This window comes from Blautia sp. SC05B48, assembly GCF_005848555.1.
Lineage (GTDB): Bacteria > Bacillota > Clostridia > Lachnospirales > Lachnospiraceae > Blautia_A.
On the sequence record NZ_CP040518.1, the window covers coordinates 677,724 to 700,819 of the forward strand.

General features: G+C 46.7%; 18 protein-coding genes. 2 read left to right on the forward strand and 16 right to left on the reverse strand.

Annotated elements, in window-relative coordinates; translation table 11 throughout:
* Positions 1-37 precede the first annotated feature (37 nt).
* From EYS05_RS02980 to gpr, 16 genes are all read right to left on the reverse strand, one after another.
* Positions 38-1,585 (reverse strand): GH25 family lysozyme, encoded by a 1,548-nt coding sequence (locus tag EYS05_RS02980; RefSeq protein ID WP_138276581.1) that lies wholly within the window; start codon positions 1,583-1,585, stop codon positions 38-40.
* A 171-nt stretch (positions 1,586-1,756) separates the two neighbouring features.
* Positions 1,757-4,666, reverse strand: a complete 2,910-nt coding sequence (locus tag EYS05_RS02985; RefSeq protein ID WP_138276582.1) for a L,D-transpeptidase — start codon at positions 4,664-4,666, stop codon at positions 1,757-1,759.
* 52 nt (positions 4,667-4,718) lie between these two features.
* Positions 4,719-4,982 (reverse strand): HPr family phosphocarrier protein, encoded by a 264-nt coding sequence (locus EYS05_RS02990; RefSeq protein ID WP_118515018.1) that lies wholly within the window; start codon positions 4,980-4,982, stop codon positions 4,719-4,721.
* A 58-nt stretch (positions 4,983-5,040) separates the two neighbouring features.
* Positions 5,041-6,342, reverse strand: coding sequence for a CdaR family protein (locus EYS05_RS02995; RefSeq protein WP_118515020.1), 1,302 nt, complete (start codon positions 6,340-6,342; stop codon positions 5,041-5,043).
* Positions 6,323-7,207, reverse strand: a complete 885-nt coding sequence (gene cdaA / locus EYS05_RS03000; protein ID WP_118515022.1) for a diadenylate cyclase CdaA — start codon at positions 7,205-7,207, stop codon at positions 6,323-6,325. The genes EYS05_RS02995 and cdaA overlap by 20 nt, the downstream gene beginning before the upstream one ends.
* A 42-nt stretch (positions 7,208-7,249) precedes the next feature.
* Positions 7,250-8,359 (reverse strand): hypothetical protein, encoded by a 1,110-nt coding sequence (locus EYS05_RS03005; protein WP_138276583.1) that lies wholly within the window; start codon positions 8,357-8,359, stop codon positions 7,250-7,252.
* Complete coding sequence (locus tag EYS05_RS03010; RefSeq protein WP_118625880.1) at positions 8,356-8,790, reverse strand: hypothetical protein; 435 nt, start codon at positions 8,788-8,790, stop codon at positions 8,356-8,358. The genes EYS05_RS03005 and EYS05_RS03010 overlap by 4 nt, the downstream gene beginning before the upstream one ends.
* A gap of 147 nt (positions 8,791-8,937) precedes the next feature.
* Positions 8,938-9,645 carry a ComF family protein gene (locus EYS05_RS03015; protein ID WP_243119197.1) on the reverse strand — a complete coding sequence of 236 codons (708 nt, stop codon included), beginning with the start codon at positions 9,643-9,645 and terminating at the stop codon, positions 8,938-8,940.
* The gene (recD2, locus tag EYS05_RS03020; protein ID WP_118515120.1) at positions 9,642-11,915 is read right to left on the reverse strand and encodes an SF1B family DNA helicase RecD2; all 2,274 of its coding nucleotides are present in this window, start codon (positions 11,913-11,915) and stop codon (positions 9,642-9,644) included. Before recD2 ends, EYS05_RS03015 begins: the two co-directional genes overlap by 4 nt.
* A gap of 125 nt (positions 11,916-12,040) precedes the next feature.
* Positions 12,041-13,024 (reverse strand): rod shape-determining protein, encoded by a 984-nt coding sequence (locus EYS05_RS03025; protein WP_118515028.1) that lies wholly within the window; start codon positions 13,022-13,024, stop codon positions 12,041-12,043.
* A gap of 132 nt (positions 13,025-13,156) precedes the next feature.
* Positions 13,157-16,006 (reverse strand): excinuclease ABC subunit UvrA, encoded by a 2,850-nt coding sequence (uvrA, locus tag EYS05_RS03030; protein ID WP_118625884.1) that lies wholly within the window; start codon positions 16,004-16,006, stop codon positions 13,157-13,159.
* A gap of 154 nt (positions 16,007-16,160) precedes the next feature.
* Positions 16,161-17,297, reverse strand: a complete 1,137-nt coding sequence (gene hemW / locus EYS05_RS03035) for a radical SAM family heme chaperone HemW (protein ID WP_138276584.1) — start codon at positions 17,295-17,297, stop codon at positions 16,161-16,163.
* Positions 17,287-17,664, reverse strand: coding sequence for a hypothetical protein (locus tag EYS05_RS03040; protein WP_138276585.1), 378 nt, complete (start codon positions 17,662-17,664; stop codon positions 17,287-17,289). The genes hemW and EYS05_RS03040 overlap by 11 nt, the downstream gene beginning before the upstream one ends.
* An 11-nt stretch (positions 17,665-17,675) precedes the next feature.
* Positions 17,676-19,484 (reverse strand): translation elongation factor 4, encoded by a 1,809-nt coding sequence (lepA, locus tag EYS05_RS03045; RefSeq protein ID WP_118515036.1) that lies wholly within the window; start codon positions 19,482-19,484, stop codon positions 17,676-17,678.
* Between the two features lie 82 nt (positions 19,485-19,566).
* The gene (locus tag EYS05_RS03050; RefSeq protein WP_243119198.1) at positions 19,567-20,898 is read right to left on the reverse strand and encodes a stage II sporulation protein P; all 1,332 of its coding nucleotides are present in this window, start codon (positions 20,896-20,898) and stop codon (positions 19,567-19,569) included.
* Between the two features lie 23 nt (positions 20,899-20,921).
* Positions 20,922-21,851, reverse strand: a complete 930-nt coding sequence (gene gpr, locus EYS05_RS03055; RefSeq protein ID WP_118625890.1) for a GPR endopeptidase — start codon at positions 21,849-21,851, stop codon at positions 20,922-20,924.
* 292 nt (positions 21,852-22,143) lie between these two features.
* On the opposite strand from gpr, the gene rpsT reads away from it, so the two are divergent.
* Positions 22,144-22,407: a 30S ribosomal protein S20 gene (gene rpsT / locus EYS05_RS03060; RefSeq protein WP_022426951.1), complete on the forward strand. Its 264-nt coding sequence runs from the start codon at positions 22,144-22,146 to the stop codon at positions 22,405-22,407.
* Between the two features lie 113 nt (positions 22,408-22,520).
* On the forward strand, positions 22,521-23,093 hold the full coding sequence (locus EYS05_RS03065; RefSeq protein WP_174235826.1) for a M48 family metallopeptidase: 573 nt from the start codon (positions 22,521-22,523) through the stop codon (positions 23,091-23,093).
* Positions 23,094-23,096 lie beyond the last annotated feature (3 nt).

Consider the following 23,096-nt stretch of genomic DNA (forward strand, 5'->3'; position numbering starts at 1 on the left):
AAATGCCGGCAGCTTTACGTTCGCTGTCGGCATTTTTTTATTTTTTCTTATTTGCTGCGGATACAGTTGTGTATACGCCATCTTCATCGAATGTATAGCTCTTTCCGTTTTTCTTAATTGTACAGTTTTTGTACATGATTCCTGTTTCCGGATCAAAATAATATCTCTTTCCGTCCAGTTTGAGCCAGCCTCTCTGCATCTTTCCATTGGAGCCAAAATAATAGGTATGGCTTTCATCGTTTCCGCTCCATGTATAGAATACATTTTTGACCATAACGCCGTCACCGCCAAAATAATATACATCATTCCTGCTGTTCATATACCGCACGTGTCTCATCATGTATCCATATTTGGCCTGAAAATAATAATAGTTCTTTCCCACCTTTTTCATGCCCTTTAATGCATGTCCGTTTTTGTCAAAATAATATTTTTTCTCCTTATAGGTAATCCAGGTATTTTTCACAAGGACTCCATTTTTGTCTACATATCTGGAAATGTTCCTGGAATCCCTGATCAGCCTTGAGCGGTACATTCCTGCGGTCTTATGGATATAATATTTCTTATTTTTCACCTGAACCCAGCCGTATTTTTTGACACCATTGACATAATAGAATTTCTTTCCGTTCTCTGTTGCCCAGCCGGTTTTTCCTTTATAGTTGCTGGTATCCGGTCTGGTGGATGCTTTGTATCCGGTCTGTGCATGCCATCTGGGTGTGATGATCTTGGTATAATCAACATAACCGAAGTCAATATCTACAGTAGAATAAGACGGGATTCCCGCAACCAGCCCCTTGGTGGTGTTCAGATATCCTCCGCCGTCACCATCGGTGGACTGCCAGATGGTATATTTGTACTTTTTCTTGTCAGGAGCCAGGATCGTATCACCATATCGTGCAAGCCATACATCATACCCTGTCATCTTACTCCAGTCAAGCTTGTTGTCATACCAGTCTGTATTGCAGTAGATCATTGGATGATATCCGGCTTTTTTTACCTCATTGCAGAAGGTTTTTGCCAGATCCGCGATCTGTGATGCGGAAAGATTACGCATCTGATCATATTCAATGTCATAAACCACCGGATAGGATACTTTATATCCATCCATTTTACGGATGGCAAGTTGTGCTTCCTTCAGTGCCTGCTGTGTGTTCAGTGCAAGGCTGTACACATAGGTTCCTGTCGGAACACCTGCCTTCTCTGCCTGTTTCATGTTGTAATCATATGTGTTATCCAGATGGTTCAGGCCATAGGAAATCCTGACAAAGGCAAAATCTACATTGGACTTTTTGACCTGTGCCCAATTGATGGTATCCTGCCACTCGGAAACATCGATCCCACGTGTAACAGCACCTTCCAGCTTCTGGCCGCTTCCGTTATAGCAGACACCGTTGATCTTCTTCCAGGCCTTTGAACTTACCCTGGAATTCTGTGTTGCCTTCCCGCTGGGGACCTTTTCTTCCTCAGCAACTGCCTCGCTTCGGTCTACGCCTCCGCCGCCCATGGCCATCGCTGTAGTTCCCATTGTTCCGATTCCCAGCAGTGCTGCCATACAGCCTGCCGCCAGCCATTTCTTCCAGTTTTTCATTTTAGTTTCCTTCCATAAAGTATGTTGTTAATTTGTGTATAACTTTTATTATACATATGAAAAAATGGAAAGTAAAGCCATATATGGAAAAAGACCGATGTCAGCTCTTTATGGCTGAACATCGGTCTTCTGTTATTCTATATATTTCTTTCTGGTACTGTTCGGCAAAGATCACGGAACTTCCGGGTCTGTAGGATCAAAGTTTCCAGCTCCACGGAAGGTTGCCAGCGGTCTGCGGCCTAAAGGTCCCTTGAAGGCTTCATTGTTAACGTAATTTCCGCTGCTGTAAATGTGGATCGTAGAACCGTTACAGTTCTCATATACCCACTTCGCATCAGCCACACAGGCACGGATACATCCGTGAGATGCCGGCTGACCAAGTTTCAGGTACTCACCTGCCGGAAGATTGTAAACACTCCTGGTCGAGCCAGCTACAGAATGGATAAAGATTCCTCCCTGTCCGCATCCGTCAACATGTGTTCCGTACTGTCCCCAGGACGGTCCCATCAGTGGCTGCCACCTCAGACTGCGGGTCAGTCTGTATGTACCATCCCATGTAGGTGTTCCGGCGAGACCTACAGAAACACGGATCGTCTTAACCGGAATCGTCTTGCTGCTGTTTGTATATACAGTCATAACACCGTTAGTCTTGTCAACCTCCAGGTAATATGGTCCGCCATAAATACTGGAAACATCATTGCGACGGTAACCGTTCTTATCAAAGTAATATAGTTTTCCATTGATCCATCTGCTTGTGTTGGTCAGATACCTGGAACCGCTGTCCGGATCAATATATTTAACCTGATCATAATAATCGCTGACGATCACCCAACCGGTGGAGAAACGTCCCTGGCTGTCCAGATAACCATTTACGGAACCACGCTTCATGGATTTATTTGTCACAACGGTATAGTTCTGCAGATAGTACCAGTATTTACCGACCTTCTGCCAGCCTGATTTTTTCAGAACGCCGTTGCCGCCTGCATAATACCACTTATTCTGGTAACGGATCAATGTACTCTTGTACATCCAGCCTCTGCGCGCATTAGCATCTGATGTTGCAAAGAAATAATAATTTTTACCGATCTTGGTCTTTCCGGTTGCAAGCTGTCCTGTGCTGTTGAAATAATAGCTCTTTTTGGAGGACTTGTTTGTTACCATCTGGCTCTTATAATGATTTCCATTTTTGTCGAAATAAAACCATCCGAAGAACTGGCCTTTTGCATCGGTCACCTTCTGCCAGCCATATTTTTCAACAATCTTTCCTGCTGTACTTCCGAAATAATAAATCTTGTTGGATGCACCCGGGCAACCATGCCAGCAATTCTTCCAGGAAACTCTCTGGCCATTGTCTCCGAAATAATATCTGCTGCCTTTATACTTCACAAGTTTTTTTGTAATGACGCGGCCCTTGCTGTCTGTAATATAATATGCGTTATTCTGCGCCTTCGCCATTGTATTCGTCATAACATAGCCGCTGGCATTCAGCATGTACCGATATTTCTTGGACATTACAGGTGATACATAAACTCCATGTTTCATGATCTGTCCACGTGTGGCAGCCTTCGGGCTACAATAGATAAAACGTTTCTGATTTTTGCTGTTTAAAACATATGTCCATCCGCCATAAAAGAGCTTTCCTGGGATCTCTCCTTCCTTTGATGCCGGCTGGAAGTAATACTGATATGTTGTGGAACCGGTTGTCAGCTTCAGGATCCCTGTTCGCGGTTTTCCGTTACGCATCAATGTATAATAAGCATTTCCGATCTTCTTGATCTTGCCTGCAAGGTTCTGAGCCTCTATGGATTTGTAATCACCCTGAGAATTATAATAGCGGAAAATAGTTCCTGTCCATAACCAGTAATTTCTCTTCTGCTGGCCAAGATTGGATGTCCACGGTGTGATCGCTTTTCCGGTGGAATCCGAATACAGGGAAGCTTTTGAGCTTTCAAGGAAATACCATTCTGTCTTCTGTGTTCCGGTATAACCTGCTGCACCCGGCTCACGGGTCATACGGCCGGTTACCAGATATCCGTCTTCATTAAAAAGATAATATCCCACATGTCCGTTGGTATCGATCTTAAGAAGACCATCCTGTGCAGTAAAATAATTGTCTTCGATGGAACCTGTTTCTGATGCCAGAGAAGCATTCCCTTCATCCATGGCAAGAGTCTCTGCATTATCTACGCTCTCTGATGTTTCGGCTGCAGCTTCTGTTTCTGCGGGTGCTGTCTCTGTGGATGCTGTCTCTGTGGATGCTGTCTCTGTAGAAGCTTCTGCTGCGGATACTTCCTCTGTAGAAACTTCTTCTGCTGCACCTTCCTCGGCTGCAGTCTCCTGCTCTCCTTCTGCTGACTCATTCTGGATTGCCTGAGCCTGCTCACTCTCTGCTGCACCATCCTGAAGCGCTTCAGTCTGCTGTACTTCCTGTGCTGCTACAGCTGTTTCATCAACTGTTTTCTGCTCTTCTTCGCTGCTTTCTGCCGGATCCTCAGAAGCTTTTCCCTCCGGGGCTGCAGATGCAGCAACCTTCTTTTTGCGGAGTCTGTAAAAACCGTTTGCAGAAACCCAGTCACTTGTCTTTGCAACGACTACACCGTTTACCAGTGATGCTCCGGTAGCAAAAGTTTCCTCTGCCTTGTTGTTCTCTACTTTGTTCTGTACTGCGGTATCTGTTGCCGGTGCATCCAGTTCCCGTGCATCACCTGCACTGAAATCATCACCCGGATCTGTACTGTCCTCCGGTGTCGCATCCGGTGCTTCTGTAACCTCCGGTGTCTCTGTAGTTTCCGGTGTTTCTGTAATCTCCGGTGTTTCTATAACATCCGGTGTCTCTGCCGGATTCTCCGGTTCAGCCGGTGTTTCTTCTGAACTGTCAGTACTACCTGTCTGATCCGCTTCTGTCTTCGGCTGCTGTACAGTCGTTCCCTCTTCATCACTGAATACATCCTCAGCCGGATCGCCGGCTGTCTCTGCTGCCATCTGCACGTCTGTACTTCCCAAAGCCGCAGCGCCGGCTTCCAGAGTTCCGCCCATGCATAATGTCAGACTAAGAAAAATTGCCACAACTCTTCTCTTCACAATAATCCCTCCTGATCATGCTGCTGTAAATAATTACTGTATCTGTTACGTATCATTCGCCCAGTCCGCCTTCGATAAGAGCCACAAGTGCATCTATCGCAGCCTGTTCATCCTCACCCTCGCAGACCAGTGTGATCTCATCCCCGTTTTTTACACAGGCCCCCAGAACACTCAGAACACTTTTGGCATTCGCTGTACCTCCGGCATACTGAAATGTTATGGACGATTTGTATTTTATTGCCTCGCCGCATAAAAGCCCTGCGGGACGAAGATGAAGCCCTGACGGGTTCCTGACCGTTACCTTATAACTTAACATTGCTGCTGTCTCCCTTTATATTACTTATCCTTCAAACCTTGTCAAAAGCTATGGTCTTTTACTGATTGCTGCTGTCTACATTGGAAACCTTAGAGATTTTGATCTCCGCAGTTACATCCTCCAGCAGTTTGTAGCCTTCCGGAAGACTGATTTTGATCGGTACTTCGTAGCTGCCCTCCTCCCAGTCATCCATGGAAAGTACTGCTCCTACCGACTTCAGATCGAATTTGGAAAGATCTTCGTCTTCCGCCTGCACCTTTAGCTCAATATCTGCAACTTCAAATGCCAGCTGCAGATCATCAGGCAGACCTTTTACTTTGATATCCTCTGTCGGGAAGCTGTATATCTTACTGCCCTCCGGCAGGATATTGACTGTGATCCAGAGGTCCGTGCTGGATCCAGATGTCAGCTTAAGGCCATCCGGAAGAAGCTCTGACAGGTTTACTTTCTTTTCCACGTCATTGCTCTTTCCTGAAATATCCACATTCTCATTATCAAGATAAATAGTATTTCCCTGAAGTTTCAGATTATCCAGTGCTTCTTCACTTCCGGCTACGCTGAAAGTCTCCGGTACTGTCGTGACACTGTCCACAACATAACCTTCTGCCGGTTCTCCCGTATATCCCGCACTGATTCGTATATCAGAACGCACCTTCCAGAGCTTTGCCGTGACATTGACCTTTCCGTTGTTGTCAAATTTCAGATAGCTCATGGAATTTGATGAAAGTGTATCCTGATTCTTATCTGTAATGGTCAGTTCTGCGCCTGTGATCGTCGTATCCTGGTCGATTCCCTCAAGCTTTGAACTTACATCCACACTCACACTATCTATTTTACCAACCAGGGATTCCGGTCCTGTAATACGGACTTTTTCCGGATTTGCAGTAAGAGAAGCAACCTCCAGCCCCTGTGCAGGCTTGCTGTCATCACTGGTAACATTGATTGCAAATTCCTTGGTTACCTTTTTTTCCAGATGGACACTTAGATTCTGCGGTGACACCCTGACATTCTCCGGAAGTATCCCGGAACAGGTTGCTGTAATGGGGATCATTACAGGATCTGTATCGGTAGACTGGGCCTGCTGCAGGTCTGCAACTGCCTTAATATCACTTGAGGTGAGACGGTTGACTATCTTCCGCTCACCTGTAATATAAACACGTACTGAATTTTCACGATCATCCTGCATGACCATCTCGCCCAGCTGATCCACATAAGCTTCGTTGATGATCTGTACATCTGAGATCACAAAGCCTTTCGTAATGATAGGGTCATCAACATTTACTACGATCAGCCACACCAGGATTCCCACAATAATCGACATGATTTTCAAAGGGATGTTCTTAGTCAGATTTTTCTTCATGTTTCACTCTCCCTTTCAGCAGATTTCTCAGCTTACCGTTGTCAACAACCTTTTTATTCTGAGCAGAAACAAGTATTTCTCGAAGCTGTTTGCTGTTAAGCCCTCTGGATAACTCACCGCCTCTGGCCACAGAAACCTGTCCCGTTTCTTCCGAAACAATGATCGTAAGAGAATCCGTAGCTTCACTGATACCCACACCTGCTCTGTGTCTTGTTCCCAGCTGTTTGCTCAGTTCCATATTATCTGAAAGAGGTAGATAGCAGGTTGCTGCTACCACGCGGTTACCTCGCACGATCACCGCTCCGTCATGAAGAGGTGTATTATGCTCAAAAATATTGATCAGAAGCTGACTGGTAAGGATACCGTCAATATTGATACCGGTTCTCACATATTCATCAAGCCGGATCTCTTCCTCGATCACGATCAGTGCTCCGGTCTTAACTTCACCCATATCAAAACAGGCCTTTACCAGTTCATTGATAGTCTTGTCATTAAAACGCTCCTGTACTTCCCTGCCGGAATCAAAGGGAATAATGTTAGAAACAAACTTCTTCTGTCCCAGCTGCTCCAGGGCCTTCCTCAGCTCCGGCTGAAAGATTACGATCACACCGATCACCAGCACATTAGCCAGATTCCGGAAGATCCAGAGGATCGTATTCATTTTGAAGATATATGCGACCAGGATAAATCCAAGGACGATCAAAATGCCCTTCAGAAGGGTATATGCACGTGTGAATTTGATCCATGCCATAAACTGATATACAAAAAAGGAAATCAGTCCGATCTCAATGATATCTATCACGCCAAATCCCGGAAGGGAAATTTTTCCCAGATATCCGACCACAACTGTCAGCACATTCTGCATAAGTCTCCTCCTTTCTTCCTGAGCTATTCCAATCGTTCCTGTTTAAAGATCCTTCAGTGATTCCTCCAGCTGTTTTTCGAAATCGATCTTGTCCAATCCCTGCGGTTTCTCACTTACTGTATTTTCGGAAACCATATCCGGCATCTTTACTGTATGCATTTCTTTCTTCTCATGAAATACATCATCACTGAAAGACACAACACTGTCTTCTTTTTTTTCTTCCTTTACCGGCTCCGCATTGATCTTTTTGATACTTCTCTCAGAAGTGGCGACCGATGCCTTCGGAACGGCTTTTACGTAGTAATAGTACTCATCATCCTCATATTCCAGACGTTCTGTTCTGCTGTAATCTCCGCCAAAAACAAAGAACTCCAGAACAAATCCTGCCAGTACGGAAACCACTGTGGACAGGATCATCGGCACCATGGCTACCGTAATACTAAGGCAGAAATCTCCGGCAAGGATAATCAGGATATAGATCACGCCGCCGGCAATGACAGCGATCCTCCATGCATAATCAAACGCCCGTGTTCTCAGAAGGTTCACAAACAGGACCACTGCCACAAACGCAATCACCGTGATCCACATTGCCCAGTTGTGGACAAGTCCGTCAGAGATCAGCTTCAGTTTTTCTGTGATCTCTGCGGCAGGATCACTGAGTGCCGCCGACTGCGCATGTACAAACCGTATAAAATAATAGATCACAACACCGCATCCGGCCGGAAGCGCTGACAATGCGCTGCCCAGCAGGCCTGCTCCGATCGGCATAAGTGCAGGAACACCAAATCCAAAGGAAAGTGGTGTAAGGATCATTGCAAGATTCTGTGACCTGCTGAATCTGAGGAACAGAATCATCATCAACAGAATAAGAAGCAGCATAAATCCTGCCGTTTCGATCCCGACTGCATAACAGTGACCGATCATCAACGCAAATCCCATAAACATCATCACGGAAACCGGAAGGATCGAACATACAAGCGCCAGGATCAGGACAATAAAAATATTATCCAGCTGTTTCATGTAGCCCATATTGCTGTTGATCCAGAGAAAATAGGCAAATGCCAGAACAAACTTCAGGACCGGCAGTATATATACTTCATATTGTCCGTAAAATCTTTTGATATTCTGTTTGATCTCAAGTAAAGCTGTCATTTTCTATGTCCTCCTGCATTTCTCCGGACCGGATTTCTTTTTTCCTCCCGCCCGTAGATTTTTTCCAGTCTTGTAAGATCCTGATAATATTCCCTGACACTTTTTTTTGCCCGGAAATATTTCACAGAATACTGGATGTAGGTCAGTATCGAATACATGACAAGTACGATCAGATAGCCGACGACGATATAGATCCCAACCTCGACCAGATTAATCTTATTCACATTATCCATAAGATATTCGCTGAAATATGCAGCAACACCTGCAAGTCCCAATACATACCCGATCGTTACCAGAAAAAAGTTTCTGATCAGTGCAAGTCCAATATAATCACTTCGATAATATCTGCTCACCGGAAGATACTTCCTGCCTTCGCCATGTTCATACATAGCCAGACGGTTCATGATCTTCACTTTTTCTTCATTTACCATAAAAATAACTCCTCATAAGCTTTCTTTATCAGGAAAATCCCCGATATATGATCCGCATTACGCTTTCCATACAGTTATACTGTTTAACTGCAATCAAATTTATTGTAGCATAGTTCCATACCTATGAAAAGTGTTTTTTCGGCTGTTTCATGCCCTTCCTGCGCATATTGTCAGAAAATAAACTTTCTCTGCACCGGCCTCAAAAAGACACATTGCCATGGCATCTGCTGTACTTCCTGTTGTGTATACATCATCCACCACAAGTACAGAAAAACCCGTGATCTTTTCGGTTACCCGATATGCATTTTTCAGGTTCTGACGCCTCTGTATGGCATTGAGTTTTTTCTGAGATCTTGTGCTTCGTATCTTCTTTACCAGATGCTCATTCCATGGGATCCCTGTAAGATCACTGAGCCTTTCTGCCAGATACGCTGCCTGGTTAAAGCCTCTCATCCTTTTTTTTCTGGGATGCAGAGGAACGGGAACGATCAGATCAGGCTTCCACCGTTCCAGATATTTTTTTCCGAAGACGCTCATTGCCTTTGCATAAAAATCCCCATATTCCCGACATCCGTAATACTTAAATCGTACCAGAGACTGTCTCCAGACCTCTCCGTACCAGAAAATACTTCTGCCCTCCGTAAAATGATGAGCACCCTTGCGGCAGTCTTCACAGTATTCTTCTTCCATTTTTACCGGTCTTCCGCATTTCATACACCGGGGACCGGATATAGGTCTGACCTTTCCGGAACACTCCGGACAGATCAGCCGATCTTTTTCTTTCAGTATCTGATGACACAGCGGGCATTTTTTCGGGTAAAGCATGGCAAGTAAAAAATCTGCTGTTTTTTTCAAGAAAGTCCTTTCTCCCCGATGGCGCTCTCTTTCTGTTCAGATTCATCCAGCTCCCGGATCCGTCTGTCCAGAGAGCTGTATCTCTGCTGCTGTTTTTCATTGCGGATCATCTCCGCAAAAGTGGTCTCGCTGCCTACTACGGTAACACATTTTCTGGCTCTGGTCACTGCTGTATACAGAAGATTCCGATTCATCAGCATCCTTGGTCCGGAAAGGATCGGAAGGATCACTGCCGGATATTCTGAGCCCTGGGACTTATGTATGGTCACTGCATAGGCGAGTTCCAGTTCCTCAAGCTGTTTGAAGGAATATTCTGCCTGTCTGCCATCCTCAAATTCCACGGTGGCCGTTTCCGCAAATTCATTGATCTCCGTCATAATACCGGTATCTCCGTTAAACACGCCCACGCCTTTATCCACAGGAATCTTGTATCGTCCAAGGATTTCCCACTCCAGCTGGTAATTGTTCTTCACCTGCATCACCTTATCCCCTTCACGGAAAAGACGCTGTCCGATCTCTTTCTCCTTTTTCTTTTCATCCGGCGGGTTCAAATATCTCTGAAGGATCTGGTTCAGCCGCTCCACACCTAAAAGTCCCTTACGCATAGGAGTGAGCACCTGAATCTCATAAGGCTTTGCATCTACATAACGCGGAAGCTTCTCCTGGATCAGTGCGATCACCACACGGATAATGATGTCCGCGTCATATCTTTTCAGAAAAAAGAAATCCCGGCTCTTGTTATTGATGGTCACCTGCTCGCCCCGGTTGATCTTATGGGCATTCACCACAATATCACTTTCAGATGCCTGGCGGAAAATCTTTTTCAACTCTACTACCGAAAAACAGCCGCTGCGGATAATATCCCTCAGAACATTTCCCGGGCCTACACTGGGAAGCTGATTTTCATCACCTACCAGGATCAGCCTGGTCCCTGCTGTCACTGCAAGAAGCAATGAATGCATCAGTGCGATATCTACCATGGACATCTCATCAATGATGATCACATCCGCTTCCAGCGGATTCTCCGAATTCCTGTCAAAATGAACTGCACGGCCTTCCTGCTCTTCCTCCGGCATCCCGTTCAGTTCCAGAAGTCTGTGGATCGTCTGAGCCTCGTATCCGGTAGCCTCTGTCATTCGCTTGGCTGCACGGCCGGTAGGGGCTGCAAGCCGCAGCTCAGCGCCTTCCTCTTCAAAATAACGGATAATAGCATTGATCGTTGTAGTCTTTCCGGTTCCCGGCCCTCCGGTCAGAATGAACAGACCATGACTGGCAGCTGCCGCCACTGCCTGTTTCTGCATTTCATCTAACCGGGTTCCTGTCTCCTTTTCGATCCTGTTGATCCGTTTCTCCACCATCTCCTCATCTTCCGGGCAGAGAATGTTCAGCTCACAGAGCATTCTGGCTGAATTCAGCTCAAGATAATAATATCGTGTGGGATAGACAACTGCACCTTCTTCTGTTTCTTTCAGGATCAGTTTCCGGTCTACTATCATGTCCATGAGATGTTTTTCCATGTAGGAGGAATCTACTCCCAAAAGTCCGGATGCCCTGGAAAAAAGTTCCTCCTTCGGAAGATAGATATGGCCTTCTCCTGAAGCCTGTAGGAGAGTATACAGCATTCCGCTTCTTATCCTGTAATCTGAATCTGTATGGATCCCGATCCGGGAAGCGATCTCATCTGCGATACGGAATCCCACACCACTGATATCCTCTGCAAGGCGATACGGATTCTCCTGCAGGACTCCATATACAGTCTGTCCGTATTTCTGATAGATTTTTGCGCCGAGATTCAGCGATATCCCGTATTTCTGGAGAAAGATCATAGCGCGGCGCATATCTGCTTTCTCCGTCATCTGTTCTGCGATCTCCATGGCCTTTTTTTCGCTGATTCCCTTGATCTCAGCCAGCCGCTCCGGTTCTTCCTCCACAATACGCATGGTATCATCGCCGAAACGACGTACGATCCTGGCCGCCAGTGCCGCACCGATCCCTTTGATCGCGCCGGAACCCAGATAACGTTCCATGGCCAGTGCATCCTCCGGCATTTTTTCTACGTAGGAGGATATCTGAAACTGTTTACCATACACCGGATGTGTTGTATAATTTCCGGAAGCTTCAATGGCAGCCCCCTGGGTGATAGCAGGAAATGTTCCCACACAGGTCAGTTCCTGTTCCTCTTCCATCCCTTTCAGTACCATGACCGTATATCCATTATCTTCATTCCGGAAGATCACATGATCTATATATCCTGTAACTGTCTCACTCATTTTCTTCTCCATCTGTAAACCTCTGATAACAGCAAAAGGCACTGCAGCTGCAGCGCCTTATCTGTATGAGTTTCCTGCGGCAATCACTTCTCTGCTCCTGTGCCGTCCAGACAACCCATAACGGTTTACATCCTTGACATGATTTCCGCATATTTTCCTGTTCCTGCAGCCACTACAAGCATTGCATCCTGTACAGTCAGTGTGCTGACTCCTGTTTTCTGCTCGATCAATGTATCCATTCCATGCAGCATAGCACCTCCACCTGTAAGAACGATTCCTCTGTCCATGATATCTGCCGCCAGCTCTGGTGGTGTTTTTTCAAGAACACCATGTACAGTTTCCACGATCTGCCCGGTCGTTTCCCTTAAAGCGGTCCGGATCTCCTCAGAAGTCAGTGTTGCCACCTTCGGAAGTCCTGTGATGATATTTCTGCCCTTGACCTCCATCGTTCGAAGATCCGCTTCTTCACTGGCTGTTCCGATCTTGATCTTGATATTCTCCGCTGCATCCTCCCCGATAAAGAGACTATGCTTCTCACGTACATAATTCATGATTGCATGATCAAAATTATCTCCTGCAACCTTCACAGAAGCGGAAACAACCACTCCCCCTACCGATATGACCGCAACATCCGTAGTCCCTGCACCGATATCCACGATCAGATTACCAAATGGCTTGGTGATATCTACACCTGCACCGATAGCAGCAGCGATAGGCTCGTCCACAAGAAAAACTTCCCTGGCTCCTGACTGATAGGCAGCTTCCTCAATTGCTTTACGCTCAATCTCCGTGATCCCACTCGGAACACTGATGCTGACTCTCGGTTTCCGGAACGCTCTTCGTCCCATAGCCTGTGAAATAAAATATTTCAGCATCTTTTCCATTACATTATAATCTACGATCACACCTCTTCGGATCGGCCAGATCACTTCCATATTGGAAGTCAGATGGCTTGCCATCTGTCTGGCTTCCTCACCGATCGCTCTGATCTTCTCTGTATCTTTATCATAAACAACCACAGAAGGCTCTCTTAAAACGATCCCCTTGCCTGTGGAAAACACCAGACTGTTTCTGGTTCCCAGATCGATTCCAATATCCTTTGCCGGCATAAATCCTCCCGCCTGCGTCATACTCATTCGTATGCTGACGCATTTCTGACTTATTCTGTTCCGGTCTGTGCCGAAACGTTCCCGCACTTCATTATATACAAAACCACAGAAATTGAAAAGAACTTTTACCGGTTATTTCTGTTCCAGATATTTTTTCACATATTTGCCGGTGTAGGAAACCGGATTCTCTGCTACTTCCTCCGGAGTTCCTCTGGCAATTACCGTTCCGCCTCTGTCACCGCCTTCCGGTCCGATATCAATAATATGATCTGCCGTCTTGATCACATCCAGATTGTGCTCAATGACCACAACTGTGTTTCCTCCTTCAGACAGACGGCGCAGGATCTCGATCAGCTTGTGAACATCCGCAAAGTGCAGTCCTGTGGTAGGCTCATCCAGGATATAGATCGTCTTTCCGGTACTGCGCTTGCTGAGTTCTGTAGCAAGCTTGATCCGCTGTGCTTCTCCTCCGGAAAGAGTAGTGGAGGGCTGCCCCAGACGGATATAGGAAAGCCCTACATCATACAGAGTCTCGATCTTTCTCCTGATCGACGGTACATTCTCAAAAAATGTCAGTGCTTCTTCCACAGTCATATTCAATACATCATAAATGCTCTTGCCCTTATACTTCACTTCCAGAGTCTCACGATTGTAGCGTTTGCCCTTGCAGACTTCGCAGGGCACATATACATCCGGAAGAAAATGCATCTCGATCTTGATGATTCCGTCACCACTGCAGGCCTCGCACCGTCCGCCCTTGACATTAAAACTGAAACGTCCCTTCTTGTAGCCCTTTGCCTTGGCATCTGCGGTGGCTGCAAAAAGATCACGAATCTGGTCAAAAACCCCGGTATATGTGGCAGGATTGGAACGGGGAGTTCTTCCGATCGGGGACTGGTCGATATTGATCACCTTATCCAGCTGATCGATACCCAGGATGTCATCATGTTTCCCGGGGATCACTCTGGCACGGTTCAGGTCTCTGGCAAGTCTCTTGTACAAGATCTCATTGATCAGAGAGCTCTTACCGGAGCCGGAAACACCTGTGATACAGGTCATCACTCCAAGAGGAATATCTACGTCGATATGCTTCAGGTTGTTCTCTGCCGCACCCTTTATATGAAGAAATCCGATTGGTTCCTTCCTCACTTCCGGTACCGGGATCTTCAGCCTTCCGCTTAAATAAGCTCCTGTCACAGACTCCTCATTTTTCATCAGATCCTCAGCTGTCCCCATTGCGACCAGTTGTCCACCATGTTCTCCGGCTCCGGGGCCGATATCGATGACACAGTCTGCCGCACGCATGGTATCTTCATCGTGCTCCACCACAATCAGACTGTTTCCAAGATCACGGAGACGCATCAGTGCCCCCAGAAGCTTGTCATTATCTCTCTGGTGAAGCCCGATACTCGGCTCATCCAGGATATATGCAACCCCCACAAGCCCGGATCCGATCTGTGTGGCAAGACGGATTCTCTGAGCCTCTCCGCCGGAAAGGGTTCCGGTAGCTCTTCCAAGTGAAAGATACTCCAGACCAACCTCTGCCAGAAATCCAACTCTGGCACGGATTTCCTTCAGGATCTGCCTTCCAATAAGCTCCTGCTGCTTTGAAAGCTTCAGATTGCAGAGAAAACCCTGCAGCTTCTGTACCGGCATATTGGTCACTTCATAAATATTCTTATCCGCCACAGTCACTGCCAGTGACTCTTTCTTCAGCCTCTGTCCCTTACATGTGGTGCACGGAGTAATCTGCATAAAGCTCTCGTATTCCTGCTTCATGGCCTCAGAACCGGTTTCACGGTATCTCTGCTCCACATTGCGGATCAGTCCCGGGAACGCCACATCGTAAACACCTTCTCCTCGCTGTCCTTTATAATAAACCTTCACAGAATGACCGCCGGTACCATGGATGAGGATATCCTGAACCTTTTTCGGATACTCGCAGAAAGGCGTATCCAGAGAAAATTCATATTCCCTTGCCAGGGCATCCAGGATCGCTCTGGAAAAGCTTCCCTGCGTGGTACAGGACTGCCATCCGAGAACAGCGATAGCCCCTTCATTGATACTCAGTTTCTTATCCGGGATCATCAGATCGATATCAAATTCCATCTTATATCCAAGACCCAGACACTGCGGGCAGGCACCAAATGGATTATTAAAGGAAAAGCTCCTGGGTTCGATCTCATCAATGCTGATGCCACAATCCGGGCAGGAAAAACTCTGGCTGAAATTCAGAAGCTTCCCGTCCATAGTGTCTACTACCAGCAGACCATCCGCCAGATCCAGTACGGTTTCAATGGAATCGGAAAGACGCTTCTCTATTCCCGGTTTCACAATAAGTCGATCCACAACGATCTCAATGTTATGTTTGATATTCTTATCCAGCTTGATCTCCTCGGAAAGCTCATAGAGATTTCCGTCGATCTGCACTCTCACATACCCGCTTCTTCTGGCCTGATCCAGAAGTTTGACATGGGTTCCCTTGCGGCCCCGTACTACCGGTGCAAGAAGCTGGATCTTCTGGCGTTCCGGAAGCGTCATGATCTGATCCACCATCTGATCTACCGTCTGTTTGCGGATTTCCCTTCCACATTTGGGACAGTGCGGGATTCCCACACGGGCATACAGAAGTCGGAAATAATCGTAGATCTCTGTTACCGTACCCACTGTAGAACGGGGATTCCGGTTCGTTGACTTCTGATCAATGGAAATTGCCGGCGGAAGACCCTCGATACTCTCCACATCCGGTTTCTCCATCTGTCCCAGGAACTGCCTCGCATAGGAAGAAAGTGACTCCATATAACGTCTCTGTCCCTCTGCATAAATGGTATCAAATGCAAGAGATGACTTACCGGAGCCGCTGAGTCCGGTAAGTACCACAAACTGGTCTCTGGGAATATCGACGCTGAGATTCTTAAGATTATTCTCATTGGCTCCGCGTATCCTGATAAAACGCTTCTTATCGTTTGCTTCTGCTGACATGAAACCTCCTACTCTGTCCGGTCATACAAAAATACTCCGGTATTCTTCTCAACAGCAGAATCTACCTCTCTTATTCCGCTGTAAAACTTCTGATTTTTTATCAGTATACCGCCAGAACATCCGTTCGTCAAGGTGAAAAAATCGACAAATTTTTCTACAGCAGAAAATCTGCCATCACTCCATTGCTCACATGGATTCCCTTTCTCGAAAGATATATCCTGTCTCCTTTTTGTTCCAGCATTCCGATCTCCAGATGTTTTTTCAGGACCTCTCCGTAAACGTTTTCCATATTTTTTCCAAAATATTCCGCAAACTCTTTCATTGAAACGCCCTCTGTCATCCGAAGCCCCAGAAACATAAACTCAGCCATCTCATCTGCCTCTGTAAGACTCTCCATATTCTGACGGATCTTATCCGGAAACGCACTGTTTCCAATATATTCCTTCATATCCGCAGTATTGGAAAAACGCATATGATCCAGAAGTGAAGACGCCCCAAGTCCCAGCCCCAGATAATCGATTCTCTGCCAGTATCCCTTATTATGGCGGCATTCCCGTCCGCCTTTTGCATAATTGGAGATCTCGTACTGATGAAACCCATATTCCTCCAGGATTCCTGCCGTATTCTCATACATACGGTACTCCGTATCCTCATCCGGTAATTTCAGCTTTCTCTCCCCGAAAGGAGTGCCTTCCTCAATGATCAGACTGTAGGCGGAAATATGTTCCGGCGAAATCCCTGCCACCGTGCGAAGATTTTTTTCCCAGTCTTCATAGGTCTGTTCCGGAATGGCACTCATCAGATCGATATTGATATTGGAAAAGCCTGCATCCCTTGCCATAAAAAAGCTCTCCTGAAACTCTTCCCACGTATGGATCCTTCCAAGGATCTTTAATTCCCGGTTCTGCGGGGACTGAAGCCCCAGACTCAGCCGGTTGATCCCGTGTTCCAGATATATCTGAAGTTTTTCTTTATATAAAGTCCCCGGATTTGCTTCGATAGTGATCTCAGCATCCGGGGCCATAAAAAACTTATTTCTGATCTGATCCAGTATCTCTCCCACAAGAGACGGATCCGGCACGGAAGGTGTTCCTCCGCCGATAAAAACTGTGGTGATCTCCCTGTCCGAAAAATCCGGAACAGCAGCGATCTCCCTTTCCAGAGCCTGGAAATATTCACGCTGCCTCTCTTTTCCTGCAGGTCCGGAAAGGAAATCACAGTAATCGCATTTTTTTACACAAAACGGAATATGGATATAGAGCTCCAGCGGTTTTTTCGCCTTATTCTCCATCCATGGCTCCTTCCTCTCCACCGGCATCTGTTGTATCAGTATCTTCACCGGAGGCTGCAGCTTCACCGGCAGTATCCATGCTTCCATCCGAAGCAGCCGGTGTCGGTGTCACGCCATCTATCCCCAGGGCCTCGCTGCCGTTTTCTGCCAGGTACTCATTGACCATTGTCAGATTTCCATTGCTCGTCACTGCATCCGGATCTACTGTTTTCGGATCAGGAGTGGCAGTCGGTTCCGGCGCTGTGCTGATTTTGATCACACTTTCCTCTTCTGCATTTTTCTTCTTTGAACCACATCCGGTAAGCAGAGCTCCTGTCATAGCCAGAAGTCCTGCTGCCAGAAACAGTTTTTTTATATTTTTTTTCAAAAAGTCATCTCCTATTTATCATCCAGCTTCAGGACACTCATAAATGCCTTCTGCGGGATCTCCACGTTACCTACCTGACGCATACGTTTCTTACCTTCCTTCTGTTTCTCCAGAAGCTTCTTCTTACGGGAGATATCTCCACCGTAGCACTTGGCAAGTACGTCTTTACGCATGGCTCTTACCGTCTCTCTGGCAATGACCTTGCTTCCGATAGCTGCCTGGATCGGGATCTCAAAGAGCTGTCTCGGGATCTCGTCTTTCAGCTTCTCACACATCTTTCTTCCGCGCTCGTAAGCAGTATCTGCATGCACGATAAAGGAAAGAGCATCCACTTCTTCTTTATTCACAAGGATATCCAGCTTCACAAGCTCACTTCTCTCATATCCGTCCAGTTCGTAATCCAGGGATGCATAACCTCTGGAACGTGATTTCAGTGCATCAAAGAAATCATAGATGATCTCGTTCAGCGGCAGTCTGTATTTCAGGAGTGCACGGGTTTCTTCCATATATTCCATGCCTTCATACTGACCACGTCTCTCCTGGCAAAGATCCATGATCGCACCAATGAACTCTGTGGTTACCATGATCTCTGCCTTCACCATGGGCTCTTCCATGTATTCGATCTCTGAAGGATCCGGAAGGTTGGTGGGATTGGTCAGCTCGATGATCTCACCATTGGTTTTATAGACCTTATAGATAACACTCGGTGCTGTAGTTACAAGATCCAGGTTATACTCTCTCTCCAGACGCTCCTGAATGATCTCAAGATGAAGAAGTCCCAGGAAGCCGCAGCGGAAACCAAATCCAAGAGCGACCGATGTCTCCGGTTCATAATAAAGGGAAGCATCGTTGAGCTGAAGCTTCTCCAGTGCGTCACGGAGATCGCCGTACTTGGCACCATCTGCCGGATAAAGGCCACAATAAACCATAGGGTTTACCTTCTTATACCCCGGAAGCGCCTCTGCACAGGGGTTGTCCGCATCCGTTACCGTATCACCCACGCGGGTATCACGGACATTCTTGATGCTGGCTGTGATATATCCGACCATGCCTGCTGTCAGCTCGTCACATGGGATAAACTGACCCGCTCCAAAATATCCAACCTCCACAACCTCCGTGGTGAATCCGGTCGCCATCATATGGATCCTCGTGCCCTTTTTCACACGTCCGTCCTTCACTCTGCAAAATACGATAACACCCTTATAAGGGTCATAAACAGAGTCAAAGATCAGAGCCTTCAGCGGTGCATCCACATCCCCCGACGGCGCCGGGACCTTATTGACGATCTGCTCCAGGACCTGGTCTACATTCAGTCCTGTTTTTGCGGAGATCTGCGGTGCATCCTGCGCCTCAATTCCGATCACATCCTCAATCTCATTGATAACACGCTCCGGATCCGCACTTGGAAGGTCAATCTTGTTGATCACCGGAACCACATCCAGATCATGGTCCAGTGCCATATATACATTGGCAAGTGTCTGAGCTTCGATTCCCTGTGCTGCATCCACAACAAGGATCGCTCCGTCACAGGCAGCAAGGCTTCGTGAAACCTCATAGTTAAAGTCTACATGTCCCGGGGTATCGATCAGGTTAAAAATATACTCATTTCCGTCCTTGGCTTTGTATACAATACGAACCGCCTGGGATTTGATGGTGATTCCTCGTTCTCTCTCAAGGTCCATGTTATCCAGAACCTGGGCCTGCATTTCCCTTTCGGTAAGAAGTCCCGTCATCTCGATGATACGGTCCGCAAGTGTTGACTTGCCATGGTCAATATGTGCAATGATACAAAAATTCCGAATTTTACTCTGGTCTATCATTTAGGAAGTCCTCCTTAAATTTCTCTCGTATAAAGCGTTCAGAACGCATATTTTTCCATACTGCTCTTTATCATACCATATTTCAGTCTTCTTTGTCACTGCCTTTCAGAACTCTGTTTAAGATATCTGCAAAAGGTTCCATGGCATTTCGGACTTCCTCCACGGTATTTGTCTGCGCTCCGGCCTCCAGAAGCAGCGCACGTGGCTTAAGATGCAGATTATAGCGAAGACCTGCCAGATAGATTCCCCGGTAAAGATCGGGGTAATACTGTGCCGCCTGATATTCCAGCTGAAAGGAAAATGCCAGATTCTCTTCTATGTAAGGATTGGGCAGATAACTCACTGCCCCCTGACTGACTGTATAGCTTAATCCATTATAAAAAAGTAGCTGAGCAGTAGGTTTTCCATTCACCTGCGTTACCAGATGCCGGTCATCCGGCACACCATCTCTGTGAAGGTCGATCACAACTTCAATGGTGGGGTTTTCCTCCAGCACTTTTTCTATGGAGGCCCTGGCATAATCATAAGCCTTGCTCCTGTCCAGTGTTCCTCCCATCATATCAAAGGAATCTGTTATATGAATGACCTGGTACCCGTATGTTTTTTCCAGAAGTTCAGTAAGATAATCTCCCACTCCTACGATGGTGTCCTCAGTCTGTCCTTCTCTTGAATCTACAAAAGCCTCCTGGGAATGGGTATGATAGATCAGGATCTGGGGTACCGATGAATCCTTTTTAACGGACAGATCCTCCTTCAGAAAACGGGGCGCACTGATCTGCTGTGCATTCGTCTCCGTATTGGAATCCAATATAAAAAACTGATTCATCACATAGTCAAAATCTGCCAGTTTCGCCTGAGACAAATCAATCTGCGGATGTGGCAGTGCCACTGTCTCCTGTTCCTTCGCGGTATTTTCACCGGATCGGTTCTCCTCTGACGCCGGAGTCTCCTGTTCTGCAACTTCCTGTCCTGTGTCTCCCGACTCCGTAACTTCCGGCTCTGCATTTTCCTTACCGGTCTCCTTTTCACTTTTTTTGCCGTCAGAAGATTTTTTCTCTGCCTCTTCCGCTTCTTTCTTTTGAATTTCTTTTTTCTTTTGAAGCTCTTCTTTCTTCTGAAGCTCTTCTTTCTTCTCCACCTCTTCCGCCTCGGCCATCAGCAGCGTCTCCTGCTCTTTTCGGTTCTCTGCTTCCACTTCTTTACCCAGATGCTCTGCGTTTTTTTCCTGCAAAAGCATCTCTGTTTCCCTGTCTCTGCCATTTTCCTTCTGCAGAGCTTTCTTTTCCAGAAAGCAATACAGCGGCAGCTGTCTGTAGATCTCACCATGCCTGAAAAAATCTCCCGGAAGGACAGCCACCACACACAGGAAAATCAGGCTCAAAACCACGCAGAAAGCCCTCTGGATATTCGTCACCCACGATCACCTCTTATGGTATTTTATGACCTGTCCTCTTCGATTAGACTATCGGAAAAAGCCAGATTCAGTCCCTCGGAAATGGTAAAGCTTAAATACCGTACCGTTTCATCCACATCCTTTGGTGTTACAAACATGGTGTAAAGCTTCGGCGAGATCATTTCTTCCAGAAACTCCTTCTGCTCATCTTCCTCCAGCGCCTCCAGAAGCTCCGCCATGGAATCATGGACAATAGTAGCCGCATCCACCACAGTCGGAACACCGATCCCGATCACACGGACCGAAAGATTTTCTTCATTCAGGCCTTCCCTGTGATTCCCCACGCCGGAGCCCGGACTGATCCCGGTATCCGTGATCTGGATCGTCCGGTTAAGTCTTGTCGTACTTCTGGCCGCCAGCGCATCTACGGCGATCACCAAATCCGGCTTTGTCTCAGAAACAACACCCCGAACAATTTCCAGGGTTTCCATTCCGGTCTGTGCCATCACACCCGGAACGATCCCGCTGATCTGGTGCATTTTCATATGTCCATTGCTCTTCAGCCCATATTCCCGAATCACATGCCTTGTCATGTGAAGATTGGAAACTGTACGAGGACCAAGGGAATCCGCAGTAATCTCCTGATTTCCAAGCCCTACCACCAGAATTGACAACTGACGTCCAAGATCGATCAGTTCCCTTAAATGATGTGCCACTTCTTCAGAAATCTCCCTGTGATAATCCTCATCCGGAACGGAAAGATCCGGTGCCTCAATGGTAATATAGGTTCCCTGTGGTTTTCCCATGGTCCTGGCTCCGTTTTCCGTTGTGATCCTTACAACTGTAGTACGCACCTCCTTTTCCTCATCGTATTTTTCCCTGATCTCTACTCCATGTACTTCTACATTTTCCTCCCGAAAGCGTTCCGTTGCTTCCAGCGCCAGGTCTGTTCTGATTCTGCTCCTTCCAGCCATACTCTCATCCTCTTTTTCTGTAAAATCAAAAAGATATTTTCGCTGCTGCCTGCAGCTTTTCCAGTGTTTTCCCTTTTATTATTTCCCTTTTTCCCATAAATATGTATCATTTCCGCTTTTACACACAGCATCTGGTATTTTTCGCATATTTTTTTTGAATTTTTGCGAAAAACATCTTGACATTCCTGTGCACGTATAATAATATATATAAGCATGTTTCATAGGAGCGCCCGTGTCTGTTCCTGTGAATGTAATTTAATATTATATTTTTAAGGAATCGGAGGTGTACGAATTGGCTAACATTAAATCCGCAAAGAAGAGAATCTTAGTTAACAGCACTAAGGCTGCAAGAAACAAAGCAATCCGTTCTGCAGTTAAGACTTCCATCAAGAAAGTTGAGACAGCAGTTGAGAATAAGGATAAGGCAGCTGCAGAGGTTGCTCTTAAGGACGCAATCTCCACAATCAGCAAAGCTACATCCAAGGGCGTTTATCACAAAAATAACTGCGCCAGAAAAATTTCCCGTCTTTCCAAAGCTGTCAACAGCATTGCGTAATAGACCACGGAATATTTTAGTTATAAGCTTATAAGTAAAAGGAAAGACAGTCGAACCGTCAGCGACTGTCTTTTTTGTATATAGATTTCTGCATTGACCAAAAGGAGTTTTTTATGATATCTCATCCCTTTCCCTACCGCATTATCCGCAGCAGCCGGAAAACCCTGGCGATCCAGGTCAGCGTTTCCGGTCAGGTGACTGTCCGCGCTCCACACACAATGCCAGATTCCACCATCCATCGTTTTCTCTCACAGAAAGAAAGCTGGATCCTGGAGCATCTCTCACACGCTGCCACTGAGCCGGCACAGTCCCCGGCTGAAAATCCGCCTCTTTCGGAATTCCGCCGCAGTTATTATATGGAATCCGCCAGAAAAATATTCAAAAGAAAAACCGCAGCCTACGCCAGAAAAATGGGCGTAACCTACGGCCGTATCACGATCCGGGAACAAAAAACCCGCTGGGGAAGCTGCACCAGCGAAGGAAACCTGAACTTCAACTGGCGGCTGATCTTCGCCCCGGAAAAAATCCTGGATTATGTTGTGGTGCACGAACTTTCCCACAGAAAAGAAATGAATCATTCCCCTGCCTTTTATGCAGTGGTGGCATCTGTGATGCCGGAGTATAAAGCCTGCGAAAAATGGCTCAGGGACAACGGAGCGACCCTGTGGCAGAACCCGGCTCCGTAAAAC

What these genes read in the sequence shown, in the direction of transcription:
- EYS05_RS02980 (WP_138276581.1), bottom strand. Translation starts at nt 1,585, where the DNA reads ATGAAAAACTGGAAGAAATGGCTGGCGGCAGGCTGTATGGCAGCACTG.
- EYS05_RS02990 (WP_118515018.1), bottom strand. Translation starts at nt 4,982, where the DNA reads ATGTTAAGTTATAAGGTAACGGTCAGGAACCCGTCAGGGCTTCATCTT.
- EYS05_RS02995 (WP_118515020.1), bottom strand. Translation starts at nt 6,342, where the DNA reads ATGAAGAAAAATCTGACTAAGAACATCCCTTTGAAAATCATGTCGATT.
- cdaA (WP_118515022.1), bottom strand. Translation starts at nt 7,207, where the DNA reads ATGCAGAATGTGCTGACAGTTGTGGTCGGATATCTGGGAAAAATTTCC.
- EYS05_RS03005 (WP_138276583.1), bottom strand. Translation starts at nt 8,359, where the DNA reads ATGACAGCTTTACTTGAGATCAAACAGAATATCAAAAGATTTTACGGA.
- EYS05_RS03010 (WP_118625880.1), bottom strand. Translation starts at nt 8,790, where the DNA reads ATGGTAAATGAAGAAAAAGTGAAGATCATGAACCGTCTGGCTATGTAT.
- recD2 (WP_118515120.1), bottom strand. Translation starts at nt 11,915, where the DNA reads ATGAGTGAGACAGTTACAGGATATATAGATCATGTGATCTTCCGGAAT.
- EYS05_RS03025 (WP_118515028.1), bottom strand. Translation starts at nt 13,024, where the DNA reads ATGCCGGCAAAGGATATTGGAATCGATCTGGGAACCAGAAACAGTCTG.
- uvrA (WP_118625884.1), bottom strand. Translation starts at nt 16,006, where the DNA reads ATGTCAGCAGAAGCAAACGATAAGAAGCGTTTTATCAGGATACGCGGA.
- hemW (WP_138276584.1), bottom strand. Translation starts at nt 17,297, where the DNA reads ATGGAGAATAAGGCGAAAAAACCGCTGGAGCTCTATATCCATATTCCG.
- lepA (WP_118515036.1), bottom strand. Translation starts at nt 19,484, where the DNA reads ATGATAGACCAGAGTAAAATTCGGAATTTTTGTATCATTGCACATATT.
- gpr (WP_118625890.1), bottom strand. Translation starts at nt 21,851, where the DNA reads ATGGCTGGAAGGAGCAGAATCAGAACAGACCTGGCGCTGGAAGCAACG.
- EYS05_RS03065 (WP_174235826.1), top strand. Translation starts at nt 22,521, where the DNA reads ATGATATCTCATCCCTTTCCCTACCGCATTATCCGCAGCAGCCGGAAA.